Below are 14,927 nucleotides of genomic sequence, written 5' to 3'. Positions count from 1 at the left end.
CAGCACGGGTGGGCGTGCTGCGGGGCGGCGGTGCTCGTTACGCCCCCAGCGTCGCCACGAGCGGCAGCGGAGCGGGGCGCCAGGCGATCTCGCTCATGGTGTTGTCGGTCGAGCCCGGTTCGGCTCCGTGGACGGTGAGTTCGAAGTCGCGGTGTGCCTTGGCCTCCAGCGCCAGGGGGAGCCGGACGCGCCCGTCCGCGACCATCCGCCGCACCGCGGTCCGGCTGAGCCCGAGGCCGCGCATGAGGATCAGCTCCACCCGGACCGGCGCGGGCAGGTCGAACCCGACCTGCACCGTGAGCGGGCCCGACGCATCGCCGGTCGGAACCGGTCCGGGGGCCTCCAGCACCCAGGTGCCGGCCCAGTCCAGCCGGTACCCGTTCCTGCGCGCGAGCGACGCACTCATCATCAGCTCGCGCACCACGGCCGGGTCGTTGTTCTCGAACGCCACCAGCCGCGCCGGGTCGAGCGAGGAGACGTGCACCCGCTCGTGCACCGGCACCTTCGAGGTGCGGTCGCACCCGGTGCAGCTCAGCAGCAGCCACACGTCGAGCAGCTTGTGGTTGGCGTTGACCCGGATCTTCCCCGAGGCCCGGTGCCGCGTGCTGTCACAGTCGGGGCACGGGCGCACGACGGTGGGCAGGGCGGACTGACGCACGGCCCAGCGGGCCTTGCGGTTGGTTTGCATGAGGTTTTTGCTTTCAGGACTGAGCAGGAGCACGCGCGGCAAGGGCCGCGGCTCCCGGTATCTGACGGGTGCACACGAGGGCGCGAGTCGTCGCCACTGCGCCGGAGTCGTCAGGCACAGAGGTCGGTCGCGCGACAGGTTCGCTGGGTTGCGTGGCAGCCGTTACAGGTACATGCGGGCGATCATGGTGGAGGGGCGGATCGCGGGCAACTCATTTTCGGGGGAGGGAGAGTGGATCTTCGCACTCCTCAGCGACGGGCACCCTCGGGCCAGAGGACGCGCACCGGTGTCCCGGTGCGCTCGGCATGGGCGACCACGTCGGCAGTGCCGCCGTAGCCGCGCGCGGGCTGCCCGTCCCAGACTGCGAGCAGTTCGTCCGCCAGGTCGACCAGGACCTCGCTGCCCGCCATGTGGGCGGTGGAATCGGGGACCGACAGCCCGGTCTCGTGCACCCGGGCTGCTCGGCCCAGCAGGCGGTCGTACACCGGGTGGTGCCAGTCGGGGAGGCTGTCGCGGTAGCCGGCGGCCGGAAGCACGACCTCGAGGTGGCCGCCGCGCGCGAGGACCGCTTCGGCGAACCAGACGTCGGGCCCGTCGGCAATGCAGGAGACGGCGACCAGGACGGTCGGGTCGTATCCGGCGACGGCCTCGTCGAGGAGGCGGCGTACCTGCTGCTCGACCTGTTGGGAAAGCCCTCGGTGTCCGGTGATGCCGATGTGCATGGTGCGTTCCTCTCTACAGGTAGACGCCGTGCAGGCGTTCATCGAAGTCGCGGACCACTTTCGGAGGCGATGCGCTGGTGACCGCGCGGCGGAGCGTACGGGCGCGCTCCACGATCCGGCCCGACCGGTACGTGAGCCCCGTATCGACCGCCTGGGCCGCAAGGGCGAACGCCGCCTCCACCGAACCGGCAGCGAGGTGCCCGGTGGCGATGTCGAGGACGAGCAGAGCGCGTTGCTTGGCGTGACCGGTGGCCAGAGCGGCGACGTCCGCCGCGACCACCCACTCGGACAGGCCGAGCCGGGCACCGCAGGCCATGCGGCAGGCCGCCACCTTCGACTCGTCGAAGGCGAACACCCACGGCCACGGCGGGGGCTCCGCCAAGGGCAGGCGCTCGGCGACGGCACGGCTCCGGACCAAGGCCCTGTCGGCAGAGCGGTGGTCTCCGGCCGCCGCGTACGAGAGGGCCTCCACCGAGGAGAGCCAGGCATCGGATATCGCTGGGCCGTGCGCACCGACGGCGCTCCGGGCAGCCCGCGTCAGGTTGAGGGCCTGTACGCCGTTACCGGCATGAGCCTCGAACTGGGCCAGGCTGCCGATCTGGTACGCGACCAGCAGCGGATCGTCAGCGATGCGTGCGGCTTTGATCGAAGTCCCGTACCACGTCCGGGTGGATCCGTGGTCCCCCATGTCCCACGCGAGCCAGGCTGCCAGGCTTGCGGCCTCGCTGCCGACCGCCGCCAGTGAGGCGCGCTGACTGCTCGGAGCCCGCTGGCTGATCGCTCGGACGAGCTGCATGTGCGCGTGTACGGGGTCGCTCAGGTCGCGTGACGGCGTCGAGCCGTCCAACCGTCGGTAGGCCGTGGTGTTGAGGCGCAGCGCTGCGGTCTGCGAATCGTCGGGGCGCCCGGGCAGAGCTGCCAGCAAGGGGGTGGCCGCAGCCGCTGCCACGTTGCTCAGGAAATCGCGTCGGTCCGCGTTCACTGCCGGAGCACATCGAGCCGCGGGCCTGGACTCCGAGAGCCCGACCAGTGCCGGGGAGATGCTCAGGTGGGCTGCAGCTGCGGCCAGGACATCAGTGGCGTAGGAGGCGCGACCGCGCTTCTCCAAACGGGAGACCGCGGACTGGGACAGGCCGCATGCCCCGCCCAACTGCTTCTGTGTCATCCGGGATGCCCGGCGGGCCAGTTCGATGACCCGCCCGTAGTCGCCGACCCGCGCTGCATCATTGGCAGCTGCTCGCCAGTTCACGCCTCACCTCCGCGGTCCTCACGCTACGGGGATCCTGCTGCAGCCGGCCGTACCCGTATGCGTCGGCTGCATACACGGATGCGCATGCCGCATCCGCGATGGTCCCACATCTGTCACGAGTCCTTGACTGAGCGTCAGTGCTCAGGGGTTCCACAGCAATGTCACGAGCAGAGGGAGACGGTGACCACGTCATGGATGTGCGGCTCGAGTCGGAAGAGCAGCGGATGGTGCGTGAAGTACGTGAGCAGGCTGAGCGAGCTGTGCAGCGGATGGAGCACGCTCTCACGGTGGCCGGACTGCCGGTGCTCCCGTCACTCAGCGCTGGTCGGATCACGATCTTCCCGGAGGGAGTCCACATCCACCTCGGTGGGTGCAATCCCCGCGTGCTGGTCCGGATCGCCGACTGGATCGAGAGCCACGCCCGCTGTGTCGGCCGGATCACCCAGGGCGAGACCGTGCCCGCTTCGGTGGTTCAACTGCCCGTTCTGCAAGTCAGTGTGAGGGACCATGGTGAATGAGAGCCGAATGACCCTGCGCGTGTACCGCCTCGCTCCGGACGGCACCCGCACCGAACTCGCCAGCGCGGAGGTGGCCGCCTTCGAGCCCGACGGGTCCCGGTTCCTGCCGGAGCAGCGGTGTCGGTGTCGGCGCTGCACCGCCGACGGCAGCGTGGTCGCCACGGCGGAGGAGGTGGCGTGACCGAGCTGCCCGCTCCGCAGGCCGTTCCCGGCTGCCCGTGCTGTGCCGAGTTCTCCGACCGGCTGGCGGCCACCGCGCCGCAGACCTCCGCCTGGAGCGACGTCCGGGTGCTCCGGCGCCGGCACCACGCCGCTGACCACAGCTCGGCCACGACGACCGGTGGGCCGACCTAGTCCGGGCGCAAGCGGCCGTCATCCCCGGGAGCGCGGTCGCGGTCCCGGGGTCGCCGTCCGTGCGCCGGCGGCGGCCGAGGCCGAGGCGAGGACCAGGAAACTGCTGACCGCGTAGAAGAGGACCGGGAAGGCGGTGAGGATGCGGTCCTGGCTCTTCAGGGCCGCGTAGTACTGGGGCTCGGTGAGGTCCACCCGGGCCTCGTGCGGGGGTTGGGCCTCCTGGTCCCAGTAGGTGTAGTAGTAGCCCGAGGCGTCCGCCTGCGCGTCCTGGGCCCCGCCGGCGGTGGCCAGGCCGAGCACGGCCAGCCCGAGGACGAGGGCGTAGCCGAGCTTCAGGACGGGCGGGAGCAGCAGGACGTACCTGACGAGTCGGAGGGCGTTCTCCCGGCCCATCAGGCGGGCCGCGCCGACGCCCCGGAACATCGCGGCGATGAAGACGGGGAACACCATGGCGAACAACCCGATGAGGAACCACTTCGGCACCACGTACGCGCCGGGCAGCCAGGTCGAGGCCATGCACAGCAGACCGGTCCCACCGAGCGTCAGCGCCACCCCGAAGTGGACCTTGTAGACGCCTCGCAGTTCCCCCATGACCCCGCCCCTCCCGCGATCCCCCTGGTCGCTGCACGATAGCGCGCGGCGTCCTCACTTCCGCGAGGTACCTGGGACATCACGCCGACCGCTCAAAGTCGACCCCACCGACTTCTCGTGCCGAGGGCTCAGAGCGTCACTCCTGCTGCCAGAGTTCGATCCGGTTGCCCTCCGGGTCGGTGACCCAGCCGAAGCGGCCCACGCCCGGCATGTCCTGGGTTCCCTCCGCCACCTCGGCGCCTGCTGCGCGGAGTTGGGTGAGCATGGCGTCGAGGTCGCGGACGCGGAAGTTGAGCATGGTCTGCTGGGTCCGGGCGGTGCCGAAGTAGTCGGTGTCCGCTTCGAAGGTGGCGAAGACCGTGGGGCCCGGGGCCTGGGTCCACAGGCCGTGGGCGTCGGTGTCCAGGCCCAGGTGGTCGCGGTACCAGGTGGTCAGGGCTGCCGGGTCGGTGGCGCGCAGGAAGTAGCCGCCGATGCCGAGTACGCGTTCCATGGGGCCATCCTGCCAGCCGGGTGGGCGGGCAGGACAGCGGCTCACGGGGGCGGGCTACGCCTGGTCGTAGGGGAACCGGGCCAGCGGGGGCTGCTGGGCGAAGAAGGTGCCGGCGCGCTGCACGGCCTGCTCGTCGGCGAGGACCTGGCCGGGCCGGGAGCCGTTGCCGAGCAGGACGCCGCCGAACCGCATGCCCATGTAGGCGGCGGTGTGGTTGAGGGTCAGCGAGAGCGGCTCGGCGACCTCCTCCTCGCGGTGGGCCAGGGTGGTGACGCCCCACAGGGTGCGGCCGGCCAGCCGGGCCTTGAAGGTCGGGTCGGGAGTGCGCAGCCACTTGGACCAGTAGTCCAGGTAGCGCTTGGCGTACGAGGAGAGCGAGTACCAGTACAGCGGCGAGACGATCACGATGTCGGTGGCTGCGACGGTCGCCTGCCGCAGCAGCTCCTCGTTGGACTGCTCCGGCCAGGGGGTGTCGGCGTGCCGCGCGTCCACGTAGTCGGGCAGCGGCAGCTGCGCGAGGTCCAGCCAGCGCTGCTCGACGTCGGCGGGCAGGTGCTGCGCCGCCGTGCGCGCGAGCAGTTCGGTGTTGCCGTCCGAGCGGGCGCTGGCGAGGAGGAAGAGGAACGAACGGCTCACGAGGGACTCCTGGCACGGGTGATCGATTTCGTCCTGGCCAACCCGCCCCGTGCCCGGGCCTATTCCCGCCGCTCGTACAGGGTGGCCCCGACCGACAGCGCCGCCACCGCGATCCCCAGGGCGGCGAACAGGCGGGCGCCGGGGGAGGACTGGGCGGGGGCCAGCGCGGCCAGCAGGACGAGCAGCGACGCCGCGCAGGCGGCCGCCGTCGGCCCGGGGCCGAGCGGCACGCGGGCGTGGCTGCGGGCGTCCACCAGCAGCAGGTAGCCGAGCAGCAGCACGGTGAGCGCCACCGCCAGCAGCACGCCCGGCTGCAGCAGCGCGGCCAGCGCCACCGCCACCACCGCGAGCACCGTGTTCCGGTGCCGGGCCAGCTGCAGGTGCACCCGGGAGGTGGCGGCGGCGGGCCGCCCCGGCACGGGGGGCGCCGCCCACCAGGCGAAGCCCGCCGCCAGCGCCGGTACGACCAGGTCGACCGGCCGCGGGTCGGCCCGCGCCATCGGGTCGCAGGCGGCCACCACGAGGGCCACCCCGACCAGGCGGGTGGGCAGTTCACGTACGAGGCTCATCGTCGTCCCCCATGGATCCGCCCGCGGGTCAGCGGCGCGAGCGCCAGGTCCAGGCTCTGCCCAGGCGTGTGCGCGACCACCGGGACGCCCCGGTTGCGCAGCGCGAACCGGATCGCCTCGCGGTCCTCGCGCCACAACCGCAGGGCCAGCACCGCGGCCTGGTCCTGCGGGTCCACCTCCGGCTCCCCGGTGGGCAGTTCCACCACCACCAGCGGGTTGCCCCGGTCCGCCAGGTCGGCCAGCACGTCCAGCACCCGCTGGTCGGCCAGCGGCGTGAAGCAGTACACCAGCGCGCCGGCCGGCAGGGCGGGCGGCGGCAGCCGGTGGAGCTCCGGGGTGCGGTAGCCGAGGTCCTTGCGGACCTCCAGCACCGTCCGCACGATCCGGTAGAAGTGCTGCTCCCCGGTCCCGGCGCGCAGCCAGCGGGTCGTGCCGCCGATCGAGACCACGCCGATCCGGTCGTGCCGGCGCAGGTAGGCGCGGGTCAGCCCGGCGGCCGCCCGCAGCGTCTCGTCCAGTGAGGAGGTGCCGGTCGCCGGGTCGCGGAAGTCGCCGAGGGCGTCCAGCAGCATGACCGTGTCCACCGCCCGCTCCGCGCCGAACTCGCTGAGCTGGACGGCGCCGCGCCGGGTGGTGGAGGGCCAGTGGATCCGGCGCTGCCGCTCGCCCCAGACGTGCGGGCGCACCCCGATCACCTCCACGCCCTCGCCCAGCTGCCGGGTGGCGTTCTCGCCGAGCCGGGCCGGCAGCTCGACCGGAACCGGCGTCAGCCGGGCCTGCGCGGGCACCGGGAAGACCTCCAGCTCGCCCAGCTCGACCCGTACGGTGCGCCGGGCCAGCCCGCCGCGGTCGTAGACGTCCAGGTCCAGGGTGCCGAGGGTCCAGCGGCCCCAGCGCACCGCGGTGAACTCCAGCTCCACCCGGTCGGCGCCGATCCGCTCACCGGTCAGCGCCACCCCGGGCCCGAGGGTCAGCTCCGGGTCGAGCACCCCCGCGATCCCGTCGTGGGTCAGGTCGACAACGACCGTGACCACCTCGTCCTCGAAGCAGCGCCGGGCCGAGACCGTGAGCCCGGTCTCCAGCCGGGTCGGCCGGCTGCGGCCCGGGGCGGCCAGCGCCACCAGTACCGCGGGCCCGGCCGCCAGGGCGAGCAGCCAGGCGTGCCCGGTGAGCAGCGCGAGCACGGTGGCGACCGTGGCCACGGTGAGCAGGCGCAGCGTGCGCTCCCCGGCCCGCCAGCCGGACGGCGGCGCACCGGGTGTGGTGCCCAGCACCACGGAAGCCTTCACCCCGGACATCAGACGCCGGCCGCCACGGGCACGGTGCGCGGCGTCGGCACCTCGGCCAGCAGTCGCGCCACCACGTCGTCCGCCTCGACCTGACGCACCCACAGCTCCGGCTTGAGGGTGATCCGGTGCGCGAGCGCGGGCACCGCCACCGCCTTCACGTCCTCCGGCGTCAGGTAGTCCCGCCCGTCCAGCATCGCCCTGGCCCGCCCGAGCTGGACCAGCGCCAGCCCGCCGCGCGGCGAGGCGCCGACCTGGATCTGGCCGTCCGCCCGGGTCGCCGAGACCAGCGCCATCACGTACCCGACCAGGTCGTCGGCGACCTCGACCCGCTCCACCGCGGCCCGCATCGCCAGCACCTGCTCGGGCCGGCACAGCGCGCGCAGCACCGCCTCCGGCGCGGCCCGGTCGATCCGGGCCCGCAGCATCGAGGCCTCCAGCCCCGGCTCCAGGTAGCCCATCCGCACCCGCAGCAGGAAGCGGTCCAGCTGGGCCTCGGGCAGGCCGTAGGTGCCCTCGTACTCGATCGGGTTGGCGGTGGCGATCACCACGAACGGGTCGGGCAGCCGCCGGGTGGTGCCGTCGACCGAGACCTGGGCCTCGGCCATCGCCTCCAGCAGCGCGGCCTGGGTCTTCGGCGGGGTGCGGTTGATCTCGTCGGCCAGCAGCAGGTTGGTGAAGACCGGGCCGGGCCGGAAGACCATCTCGCCGCTGCGCTGGTCGTAGAACGGCGCGCCGGTGACGTCCGAGGGCAGCAGGTCCGGGGTGAACTGGATCCGGCGGAACTCCAGGCCCAGGGTCTGGGCGAAGGAGCGGGCCAGCAGGGTCTTGCCCAGGCCCGGCAGGTCCTCGATCAGCACGTGCCCGCCGGCCAGCACGCCGAGCATCACCAGCTCCAGCGCCTCGGGCTTGCCGACCACGGCCCGGCCGATCTCGGCCAGCACCTCGCCCGCGAGTGCGCCGGCCTGGCGGGGGGTCAGCTCATCGGTGGTCATCCGGGTCCTCACAATTCACGACGGGTCACGACGGGTCACGACGGGTCACGACGGTTCACAGGGATTCCAGCCGCCGCACCAACTCGGCCAGCACCTGCGGCGGCACCGTGTCGGCGGGCGGGGCGTGCTCGGGGTCGAGCCAGGGCCAGGCGACCGGGCCGATCAGCGCGGCCGCGCGGGCCGGGTCGCGGTGCAGCGAGACGTGGTGGCGGTCGGAGAGCTTCGCGGCGTACAGCCGTTGCAGCTGGGGGCGCAGCGCCTGGCGGTAGGCGTCCCGGTCCAGGCCGTTGCGCACGGTCCAGTACCACTCGCCCATGGCGGGCGGTCGACCCGCCATCAGCCGCACGCCGCGCCGGTAGCCGCCGTCCTGGGCGCCGGCGCCGGCCGTGTAGCGGGCGGCGACCAGGGCCGCGCCGCAGATCAGGGCGGCCCCCAGGCCAAGCCCGGGCAGCCCGGCGACCAGGCCGAACAGGACCTCGCCCGCCACCGCGACGGCGCTCAGCACCAGGACCGGACGGTCGGTCAGGTCGCGGCTCACCGGACCGGCTCCGCGCGCCGGGCCGCCAGGTGGGCGGCGATCGAGTCCAGGGCCGCGCGGGCCCGGGATAGCTCGGGGCCGCCCATCGGGTGGCGGGAGAACCGGGCCTCGCGGAACAGCGCGGTCAGCGCCCCGGCGTCGGACCGTCGCACGGTGCCGGCGGCGACGGCGCGCTCCAGCAGGTCGGTGGGGCTGTCGGCGATCCGGCGGGCCACGCCGGAGTCGGCCAGCGAGTCCTCCATCGCCGCGTAGCAGGCGATCACCGCCGCCCGGGCGTCGCTGCCGGTCAGTGCCCGGCGGCCGAGCTCCACCGCCTCCACCAACTGCTCGGCGAGGTCGCCGGGCGGGGCGGCGACGGGGCGGGCGGGACGCACCCGGTGGCGCAGCTGACGCAGCACCAGCACCGCGACGACCAGCGCGGCGAGCAGCAGCAGGCCCAGCAGCACGGGGCCCACCAGGGCCGGCAGGTGCTGCGGGTGCGGCTGGTCGGCGGTGTCGTCGAGCGGCTGCGGCTGCACCGACGGCGTGCTGCCGAACTGCTCCGGGTCCACCCGGTGCAGGCGCGAGCCGTCCGGCGGGGTCGACCGGTGCCGGGTGGCGAACAGGACGAAGAGCGCGACCGGGACCAGCGGGCCGGCCAGCAGCAGCAGCCGCCGGGTGGCCTCGGCCAGGCGCTCGGCCCGCGGCGACGGCGCCGCTCCGGCGGCCCGGGCCCGGAACCGCTGGACGAGGTGGTGGAGTGCCGCGCCCCAGCCGACGGTGAGCAGCAGCAGCGGGAGGAAGGTGCCGACCAGCGGGTCGGTCGCGCTGCTGACCAGCCCGGTGGACGGGCGCAGCAGCAGTGCGGCGGTCGCCAGCCCGGCCACGGCGAGGCCGGCCAGTGCGGGGCGCAGCAGGGCCTCGGCCCGCTGCTCGTGCCCACCGCGCGGTTCCTGCGGTGCGGTCATGCCTGTGGTTCTCCCCCCGTGCGGGCCCTGCGTACGCGGTGCGGCCCGGCCGAGCGCAGCTTCGCACAGCAGCCGCTCGATTGTCAGCACCCGGAGGGTACGCCGCCGGCGGGCCCCGTGGATCCAGTGTGCGGATCCCGGGCGCCTGCGTCCGCCAGTGACGCGGGTGAACCTGTGGGCGACAGGATGTCAGACGGGCCGGGCCGCCGGTAGGCCCGCGCGGCGCAGCCGGGCCGCCACCGTGTCCGGGGTGGGCAGCGCGAGTTCGTCCACCAGCCGCCCGGCGGCGAGGAACAGCACCCGGTCGGCGAAGGAGGCGGCCACCGGGTCGCCGGTCACCAGCAGCACGGTCCGGCCGGGCCGGCGCACCGTGTCGTGCAGGTGGCCGAGCAGCCCGGCGCCGGCCCGGGCGTCCAGCCCGCCGGTGGGGTCGTCGGCCAGCAGCACGGCCGGACCGCCGACCAGCACCCGGGCGCAGGCCACCAGCCGGCGCTGCACCGCGCCGAGCCGGGCGAGCGGCCGGTCGAGCAGGTCGGCCAGGCCGAGTCCCGCCACCACCGGTGCGAGGCAGTCCGGCTCGACCGGGCGGAGGGCAGGACCGTGCGGGGCTGTCAGGTGCGCCCGCACGGTCCCGGTCAGTGGCAGCCGGCCGTCCCGGACCAGGAGGCCGACCCGCCCGCTCGCCAGCGGGTCGGTCGCGCGGAGCCCGCCGACGGCGGCCGAGCCGGCGGTGGGCTCCGCCAGGCCGGCCAGGCAGCGCAGCAGGGTGGACTTTCCGGCGCCCGGGGGACCCATGAGCGCGGTGAACTGGCCCGGCCGGAAGTCGGCGGTCACCCCGTCCAGCGCGAGGGTGCGGTGCGCGCCGCTGCCGTACGCCTTGGTCAGCCCGCTCGCGGTGACGGCGGTGGTGCCGGGCCGCGCCAGGGTGGTGCGCATCGGTGCTCCGGGCTGTTCGGGGATGTCGGGTCCATCCTCCGGGCCGGCACCGCGGGATCCGTCGCCCGGTCGAACGGTTGGCCGCATCCGTTCGGCGGGTCCGGGCGCTGCCGCCTCCTCCTCAGGGATGAGAGGACCGGCGACGTTCGGCGGGGGTGGCGGGCGGACCGGACCTGCTGCTGTTCGCGGAACCGGTGACCCGGCGCCCCCGGACGCCCTAGGCTCGGCGGACCGGGGGCGGCCCGGCGCGAGATGACGCCGGGTCAGTGGCACGCGTGCCCTGGGGAGGGGTGGCCCATGTCCGAGGTGGCCGAGGTGTCCGCGGGGGAGCCGGGGGACCGTCCGGCGCAGCAGCAGACCCTGCTGGGCCTGCTGACCCTGGTGGGTGACGTCGTCGGGCCCGGCCCCGCATCGGGCGGTCTGGACCGGACGGTGCGCCGGTTGGTCATGGTGGACGACGTCGAGCGCGACATCGCGCGCGGCGACCTGCTGGTCGCGGTCGCGGTCGATCCGCGGTCGGAGCAGGCGGCCGCCCTGGTCCGCAAGGCGGGTGGGGCCGGCGCGGCGGGGGTGGTCTTCCGGTCGGTGGAGACGGCGGCGGGCAGCGAGGCCCTGCGCGAGGCTGCGGCCGAGGCGGGGACGGCCGTGCTGTACCGCAATCGGTCGATCCGCTGGGCGCCGGTGATCGGGCTGTTGGAGGCTGCGCTGTCGGTGGCCCGGGAGCCGGGCATCGCCGGTGTGCCGCTGGGCGACCTGCCCGAACTGGCCAAGGCGATCGCCCTGCAGGTCGGTGGCTCGGTGACGATCGAGGACATGGACTTCAAGGTCCTCGCGTACTCGCCGGTCACCGCCGGCTCGGGCGTGGACGGGGTCAGGATCAGCACGATCCTGGAGCGGCAGCCGCCGGCGCACCGGCTCGACGACATGGCCAGCGTCGGCTTCGATCGCGATCTCAAGCGGTCGACCACGGTGCTGTACCGCGAGTTGCAGGGGGACGCCCCCGAACGGCTGATCGTGATGGTGCGGGCCGGTGACATTCCGCTGGGCTCGATCTGGGTGGCGGCCGTGGGCGGGCAGCCGCTGAACACCCCGGCCCACCACGAGGCGCTGAGCGCCGCCGGGCGGGCGGCGGCGGCCCACCTGCTGCACGACCGGGCCCGCCGGGAGGGACAGGACGACCGACTGCTGGACGCGGCCCGCCTGCTGCTGGACGGTCAGGGATCGGCCGAACTGCTGGCCGCGCGGACCGGCTGGCCCACGGCGCAGCGGTGCGCGGTGCTGTCGGTGTGGGCCGGCCCGGGCGCGGTGTCGGACGGGCCGGAGCGGAGCGCGCTGGTCAAGGCGGCGTTCCGGCACTGCAGCGAGCGCGGCGAGCTGTCGGTGGTGCTGCCCGGGCCGAACGGCGCGCTGGTGCTGCTCGGCAGCCTGGCCAGGGACCCGGGGCAGGCCGGGGAGCAGGTGCGACTGCTGGCCGAGTCGCTGGTCGCGCAGGTGTCGAAGCGGCTGGGCCGGCCGGTGCGGGTCGGGATCGGCGAGGTGCAGGAGCGGCTCGACCTGGCGCCCGCGTCCCGCCGGACGGCGGATCTGGCGCTGGGAGGCCTGCAGTTCGGGCGCGGCGGCCGCGGGTGCGCGCAGGTCGGGGAGGTCGCCGACGCGGTGGCGCTGCGCCACCTGGTGGCGGCCCTGGGCACGGCGGCCCAGGAACTGCCGGTGGAGACGCCGGTGGCACGGCTGCTGGCGCACGCACTGCGCAAGGGCGACGCCTCGCTGCTGGAGGCCCTCGGAGCCTTCCTGGACCAGCCCGGCGCGAAGGCCAAGGCCGCGGACGCGCTGGGCGTGCCCCGCGGTACCTACGCGCACCGGCTCGACCACACGGTGGTCCGGGAGAGCGGGATCGACCTGGAGGACCCCGTCGCCCGGCTGCTGGCCCAGCTCCAACTGTGGGTGCACCGGGCGGCGCAGGCCGCGCAGGACTGAGTTCGTCGTCCGGCGCGAGGACCGGGCCGCGGATTCGTCACGCCGCACGAACCGGGCGCCGCCGAGCCCGCCGGTCGGCGGACGACGCGGACCCGGAGCCGGTGATCCGGCGCGCGGGAGGAAGCGGTCGGGCCCGGCTGACGGGCAGTCTGGTCCTACGGCCCACCGGAGCGTCCGGGACCGGGCGACCGAGACCACCAGGCGGAGCGTGCCACCATGACCAACCACCGGCTGACGGACCCGCACGGCCCCGCGCGCCGCGAGCTGATCCTGCGCGCGGCGGTCCGCGACGGGCTGCTGGACCCCGACGAGGCCCCGCTCGCGGCCTTCCTCGACCTGGACGCGGTGGCGGCCACCGTCGACTCGCTGCACCGGGCCTTCCCCGACCGGGTCGAGGTGCGGCACGCCTTCGCCGCCAAGGCCAACAGCCTGGTCCCGGTGCTGGCGCGGCTGCGGGAGCTGGGCATGGACTGCGAGGTGGCCAGTCCCGGCGAGTTCGCCCAGGCGCTCGCGGCCGGGTTCGAGCCGGAGCGGATCGTCTTCGACTCCCCGGCCAAGACCCGCCGCGAGCTGGCCCGCGCGCTGGAGCTCGGGGTGGCGGTCAACATCGACAACTGGCAGGAACTGGCCCGCCTCGACACCCTGCTGACGGACCGTCGGACCGACTCCCGGATCGGGGTGCGGGTCAACCCGCAGCTCGGCGGCGGCTCGATCGGGGCGATGAGCACCGCCACCGCGACCTCCAAGTTCGGCATCGCGCTGGCCGACGAGGGCAACGTCGAGCGGCTGGTCGCCGCGTTCCGGGAGCGGCCCTGGCTGACCTGGCTGCACTGCCACGTCGGCAGCCAGGGCTGCCCGTTGGACCTGATGGCGGACGGGGTCGCGGCGACCCTGGCGCTGGCGCAGAAGATCAACAGCGAACTGGGCCGCCGTCAGGTGGTCGGCCTGGACATCGGCGGCGGCCTGCCGGTCAACTTCGCGGGCGACGAGGTGAGCCCGGGGTACCCGGAGTACGTCGAGCGGCTGCGGGCGCACGCGCCCGAGCTGTTCTCCGGCGAGTTCCGGCTGGTCACCGAGTTCGGCCGGTCCGTGCTGGCGAAGAACGGGTTCACCGCCGGGTACGTGGAGTACACCAAGAACTCCGGCGGCCGGGCGATCGCGATCACCTCCGCCGGGGTTCAGGTGGCGACCCGGACGGTCTTCGCCCCGGACTCCTGGCCGCTGCGGATCAGTGCGCACGACGGCACCGGCGCCGCCAAGCACGGGGAGCCGGTCGAGCAGGACGTGGCCGGACCGGCCTGCTTCGCGGGCGACCTGGTGGCCCGGGCCCGGCCGCTGCCGCTGCTGCTCCCCGGCGACCTGGTGGTGCTGCTGGACACCGGCGCCTACTACAGCTCCACCCCGTTCGCCTACAACAGCCTGCTGGAGCCGGCCGTGCACGGGGTCACCGTGGCGGCCGACGGGTCGGTGCGGTTCGACACGCTGCGCCGCGCCCAGACCGTCGAGGACCTGCTGGCCCGCACCGGCGGGTGACCCCGCCGGGGCCGCCCGCCACCTCCCGCCGAATCCCGCCGCACGAACCCCCGAGGGCATGCCATGACACGATCGAACCGCCGTCGCCCCGCCCCGTTCGCCCCGCCGCCGCCGGGCGGCCGGTTCCGTCCGACCGACCGGGTCGTCCTGGTCGTCATCCTGGTGCTCGCCTCGGCGCTGGCCGCCGCGAAGGTGCCCCCCGCGACGGTGCTGGAGGTGCTCGCGGGCGCCGGCGGCGTCGCGACCGGCCTGCTGCGGCACCGGCCGGCCCTGCGCCGCGGCTGACTCAGCCCGGGAGCGGCCGGCTGCCCAGCCGGCGCAGCAGCCGCCCCACCGGGCCGGCCCGGCGGGCGCCCACGGCCGCCTCCGCCTCGCGGGAGGCGGCGACGGCGGCGAAGCCGTACTCGCGCATCTCGGCCTCGTACGCGCCGATCGCGGCCACCAGGTCGCGGCCCTCGGCGAGCGCGGCGACCAGGGCGCGGCAGAGCAGCGCCGCGTCCTGCAGCGCGGTGTTGGCCCCGGACCCGCGGGCCGGACTCATCGCGTGGATCGCGTCGCCCAGCACGGTGACCCGGCTGGGCGTCCACGCGGGCACCGGCTCCGCACTGCGCACCCGGACCAGGAAGGTGTCCGCCGCGGTGGCCGCGGCGAGCAGCCCGCGCAGGTCCGGGTGGAAGCCGGTGGTGAGCCGCCGGACCAGCGCGTGCAGGTCGGCGGCGCCCAGCGCCGCCAACTGCTCGGCGGGCAGGCCGAAGGCCGGCTCGGGGCCGGCCAGTGCCCACATCAGGTAGTCCGCCGCCGGGGAGAGCGGGGCGCCCGGCACCGCCGCGGCCGCCCGCTCGGGGGCCTGCCGGAACCGGACCAGCCCGGTGGCCAGCCCGAGCCGCCCGGCGAC

19 protein-coding genes and 1 pseudogene are annotated in these 14,927 nt (G+C 74.9%); 6 read left to right on the top strand and 14 right to left on the bottom strand.

The window, feature by feature from the left end; all coding sequences use genetic code 11:
• Positions 1 to 37: 37 nt before the first annotated feature.
• The 4 genes and pseudogenes from ACFW1A_RS28085 to ACFW1A_RS28070 all read right to left on the bottom strand — a co-directional run.
• Complete coding sequence (locus ACFW1A_RS28085; protein WP_380413377.1) at positions 38 to 688, bottom strand: DUF1062 domain-containing protein; 651 nt, start codon at positions 686 to 688, stop codon at positions 38 to 40.
• 248 nt (positions 689 to 936) lie between these two features.
• Positions 937 to 1,410, bottom strand: a complete 474-nt coding sequence (locus ACFW1A_RS28080) for a hypothetical protein (protein ID WP_380413375.1) — start codon at positions 1,408 to 1,410, stop codon at positions 937 to 939.
• Positions 1,411 to 1,423: 13 nt separating this feature from the next.
• Positions 1,424 to 2,392 carry a DNA-binding protein gene (locus ACFW1A_RS28075; RefSeq protein WP_380413379.1) on the bottom strand — a complete coding sequence of 323 codons (969 nt, stop codon included), beginning with the start codon at positions 2,390 to 2,392 and terminating at the stop codon, positions 1,424 to 1,426.
• Positions 2,393 to 2,446: 54 nt separating this feature from the next.
• Positions 2,447 to 2,659, bottom strand: a pseudogene (locus ACFW1A_RS28070) (multiprotein-bridging factor 1 family protein); the annotation flags it as partial.
• A 383-nt stretch (positions 2,660 to 3,042) separates the two neighbouring features.
• On the opposite strand from ACFW1A_RS28070, the gene ACFW1A_RS28065 reads away from it, so the two are divergent.
• The 3 genes from ACFW1A_RS28065 to ACFW1A_RS28055 are packed head-to-tail and all read left to right on the top strand — an operon-like array spanning position 3,043 to position 3,531.
• Positions 3,043 to 3,177 carry a hypothetical protein gene (locus tag ACFW1A_RS28065; RefSeq protein ID WP_380413373.1) on the top strand — a complete coding sequence of 45 codons (135 nt, stop codon included), beginning with the start codon at positions 3,043 to 3,045 and terminating at the stop codon, positions 3,175 to 3,177.
• Positions 3,178 to 3,184: 7 nt separating this feature from the next.
• Complete coding sequence (locus ACFW1A_RS28060) at positions 3,185 to 3,358, top strand: hypothetical protein (RefSeq protein WP_380413371.1); 174 nt, start codon at positions 3,185 to 3,187, stop codon at positions 3,356 to 3,358.
• Complete coding sequence (locus tag ACFW1A_RS28055) at positions 3,355 to 3,531, top strand: hypothetical protein (protein WP_380413369.1); 177 nt, start codon at positions 3,355 to 3,357, stop codon at positions 3,529 to 3,531. Before ACFW1A_RS28060 ends, ACFW1A_RS28055 begins: the two co-directional genes overlap by 4 nt.
• 18 nt (positions 3,532 to 3,549) lie before the next feature.
• Here ACFW1A_RS28055 and ACFW1A_RS28050 read toward each other — a convergent pair whose 3' ends face one another.
• The 9 genes from ACFW1A_RS28050 to ACFW1A_RS28010 all read right to left on the bottom strand — a co-directional run bounded on the left by ACFW1A_RS28050 (position 3,550) and on the right by ACFW1A_RS28010 (position 10,522).
• Positions 3,550 to 4,122 carry a hypothetical protein gene (locus tag ACFW1A_RS28050; protein ID WP_380413367.1) on the bottom strand — a complete coding sequence of 191 codons (573 nt, stop codon included), beginning with the start codon at positions 4,120 to 4,122 and terminating at the stop codon, positions 3,550 to 3,552.
• Positions 4,123 to 4,258: 136 nt separating this feature from the next.
• Positions 4,259 to 4,615, bottom strand: a complete 357-nt coding sequence (locus ACFW1A_RS28045; RefSeq protein WP_380413365.1) for a VOC family protein — start codon at positions 4,613 to 4,615, stop codon at positions 4,259 to 4,261.
• A gap of 54 nt (positions 4,616 to 4,669) precedes the next feature.
• Positions 4,670 to 5,251: a flavodoxin family protein gene (locus ACFW1A_RS28040; protein WP_380413363.1), complete on the bottom strand. Its 582-nt coding sequence runs from the start codon at positions 5,249 to 5,251 to the stop codon at positions 4,670 to 4,672.
• A gap of 59 nt (positions 5,252 to 5,310) precedes the next feature.
• Positions 5,311 to 5,820, bottom strand: a complete 510-nt coding sequence (locus tag ACFW1A_RS28035; protein WP_380413360.1) for a hypothetical protein — start codon at positions 5,818 to 5,820, stop codon at positions 5,311 to 5,313.
• A complete protein-coding gene (locus ACFW1A_RS28030) occupies positions 5,817 to 7,118 on the bottom strand; it encodes a DUF58 domain-containing protein (RefSeq protein ID WP_380413358.1) in 1,302 nt (433 codons plus the stop codon). Before ACFW1A_RS28030 ends, ACFW1A_RS28035 begins: the two co-directional genes overlap by 4 nt.
• Positions 7,118 to 8,101: an AAA family ATPase gene (locus ACFW1A_RS28025; protein ID WP_380413356.1), complete on the bottom strand. Its 984-nt coding sequence runs from the start codon at positions 8,099 to 8,101 to the stop codon at positions 7,118 to 7,120. The genes ACFW1A_RS28030 and ACFW1A_RS28025 overlap by 1 nt, the downstream gene beginning before the upstream one ends.
• Before the next feature lie 55 nt (positions 8,102 to 8,156).
• Positions 8,157 to 8,639 carry a hypothetical protein gene (locus tag ACFW1A_RS28020; protein ID WP_380413354.1) on the bottom strand — a complete coding sequence of 161 codons (483 nt, stop codon included), beginning with the start codon at positions 8,637 to 8,639 and terminating at the stop codon, positions 8,157 to 8,159.
• On the bottom strand, positions 8,636 to 9,586 hold the full coding sequence (locus ACFW1A_RS28015) for a DUF4129 domain-containing protein (RefSeq protein WP_380413352.1): 951 nt from the start codon (positions 9,584 to 9,586) through the stop codon (positions 8,636 to 8,638). Before ACFW1A_RS28015 ends, ACFW1A_RS28020 begins: the two co-directional genes overlap by 4 nt.
• Positions 9,587 to 9,775: 189 nt before the next feature.
• Positions 9,776 to 10,522 carry an ATP-binding cassette domain-containing protein gene (locus ACFW1A_RS28010; protein ID WP_380413350.1) on the bottom strand — a complete coding sequence of 249 codons (747 nt, stop codon included), beginning with the start codon at positions 10,520 to 10,522 and terminating at the stop codon, positions 9,776 to 9,778.
• Between the two features lie 297 nt (positions 10,523 to 10,819).
• Here ACFW1A_RS28010 and ACFW1A_RS28005 point away from each other — a divergent pair, with 297 nt between their 5' ends.
• The 3 genes from ACFW1A_RS28005 to ACFW1A_RS27995 all read left to right on the top strand — a co-directional run bounded on the left by ACFW1A_RS28005 (position 10,820) and on the right by ACFW1A_RS27995 (position 14,317).
• Positions 10,820 to 12,499: a helix-turn-helix domain-containing protein gene (locus ACFW1A_RS28005; protein ID WP_380413348.1), complete on the top strand. Its 1,680-nt coding sequence runs from the start codon at positions 10,820 to 10,822 to the stop codon at positions 12,497 to 12,499.
• Positions 12,500 to 12,715: 216 nt separating this feature from the next.
• The gene (locus ACFW1A_RS28000; RefSeq protein ID WP_380413346.1) at positions 12,716 to 14,032 is read left to right on the top strand and encodes a diaminopimelate decarboxylase; all 1,317 of its coding nucleotides are present in this window, start codon (positions 12,716 to 12,718) and stop codon (positions 14,030 to 14,032) included.
• A 63-nt stretch (positions 14,033 to 14,095) separates the two neighbouring features.
• Positions 14,096 to 14,317 (top strand): hypothetical protein, encoded by a 222-nt coding sequence (locus tag ACFW1A_RS27995; protein ID WP_380413344.1) that lies wholly within the window; start codon positions 14,096 to 14,098, stop codon positions 14,315 to 14,317.
• A gap of 1 nt (position 14,318) precedes the next feature.
• Here the strand turns inward: ACFW1A_RS27995 and ACFW1A_RS27990 are convergent.
• On the bottom strand, positions 14,319 to 14,927 hold a 609-nt coding region (locus ACFW1A_RS27990), incomplete at its 5' end, for an FAD-dependent oxidoreductase (RefSeq protein WP_380413342.1).

Origin of the sequence: Kitasatospora sp. NPDC058965, assembly GCF_042741245.1 — a bacterium.
Classification (GTDB): Bacteria; Actinomycetota; Actinomycetes; order Streptomycetales; family Streptomycetaceae; genus Kitasatospora.
Note: the sequence above shows the minus strand (reverse complement) of the source record. Positions and strands in the feature narration are given on the sequence as shown.

Coding starts and splice junctions, on each gene's coding strand:
- ACFW1A_RS28085 (WP_380413377.1), bottom strand. CDS start 688: ATGCAAACCAACCGCAAGGCCCGCTGGGCCGTGCGTCAGTCCGCCCTG.
- ACFW1A_RS28080 (WP_380413375.1), bottom strand. CDS start 1,410: ATGCACATCGGCATCACCGGACACCGAGGGCTTTCCCAACAGGTCGAG.
- ACFW1A_RS28060 (WP_380413371.1), top strand. CDS start 3,185: ATGACCCTGCGCGTGTACCGCCTCGCTCCGGACGGCACCCGCACCGAA.
- ACFW1A_RS28050 (WP_380413367.1), bottom strand. CDS start 4,122: ATGGGGGAACTGCGAGGCGTCTACAAGGTCCACTTCGGGGTGGCGCTG.
- ACFW1A_RS28045 (WP_380413365.1), bottom strand. CDS start 4,615: ATGGAACGCGTACTCGGCATCGGCGGCTACTTCCTGCGCGCCACCGAC.
- ACFW1A_RS28035 (WP_380413360.1), bottom strand. CDS start 5,820: ATGAGCCTCGTACGTGAACTGCCCACCCGCCTGGTCGGGGTGGCCCTC.
- ACFW1A_RS28030 (WP_380413358.1), bottom strand. CDS start 7,118: ATGTCCGGGGTGAAGGCTTCCGTGGTGCTGGGCACCACACCCGGTGCG.
- ACFW1A_RS28025 (WP_380413356.1), bottom strand. CDS start 8,101: ATGACCACCGATGAGCTGACCCCCCGCCAGGCCGGCGCACTCGCGGGC.
- ACFW1A_RS28015 (WP_380413352.1), bottom strand. CDS start 9,586: ATGACCGCACCGCAGGAACCGCGCGGTGGGCACGAGCAGCGGGCCGAG.
- ACFW1A_RS28010 (WP_380413350.1), bottom strand. CDS start 10,522: ATGCGCACCACCCTGGCGCGGCCCGGCACCACCGCCGTCACCGCGAGC.
- ACFW1A_RS28005 (WP_380413348.1), top strand. CDS start 10,820: ATGTCCGAGGTGGCCGAGGTGTCCGCGGGGGAGCCGGGGGACCGTCCG.
- ACFW1A_RS28000 (WP_380413346.1), top strand. CDS start 12,716: ATGACCAACCACCGGCTGACGGACCCGCACGGCCCCGCGCGCCGCGAG.
- ACFW1A_RS27995 (WP_380413344.1), top strand. CDS start 14,096: ATGACACGATCGAACCGCCGTCGCCCCGCCCCGTTCGCCCCGCCGCCG.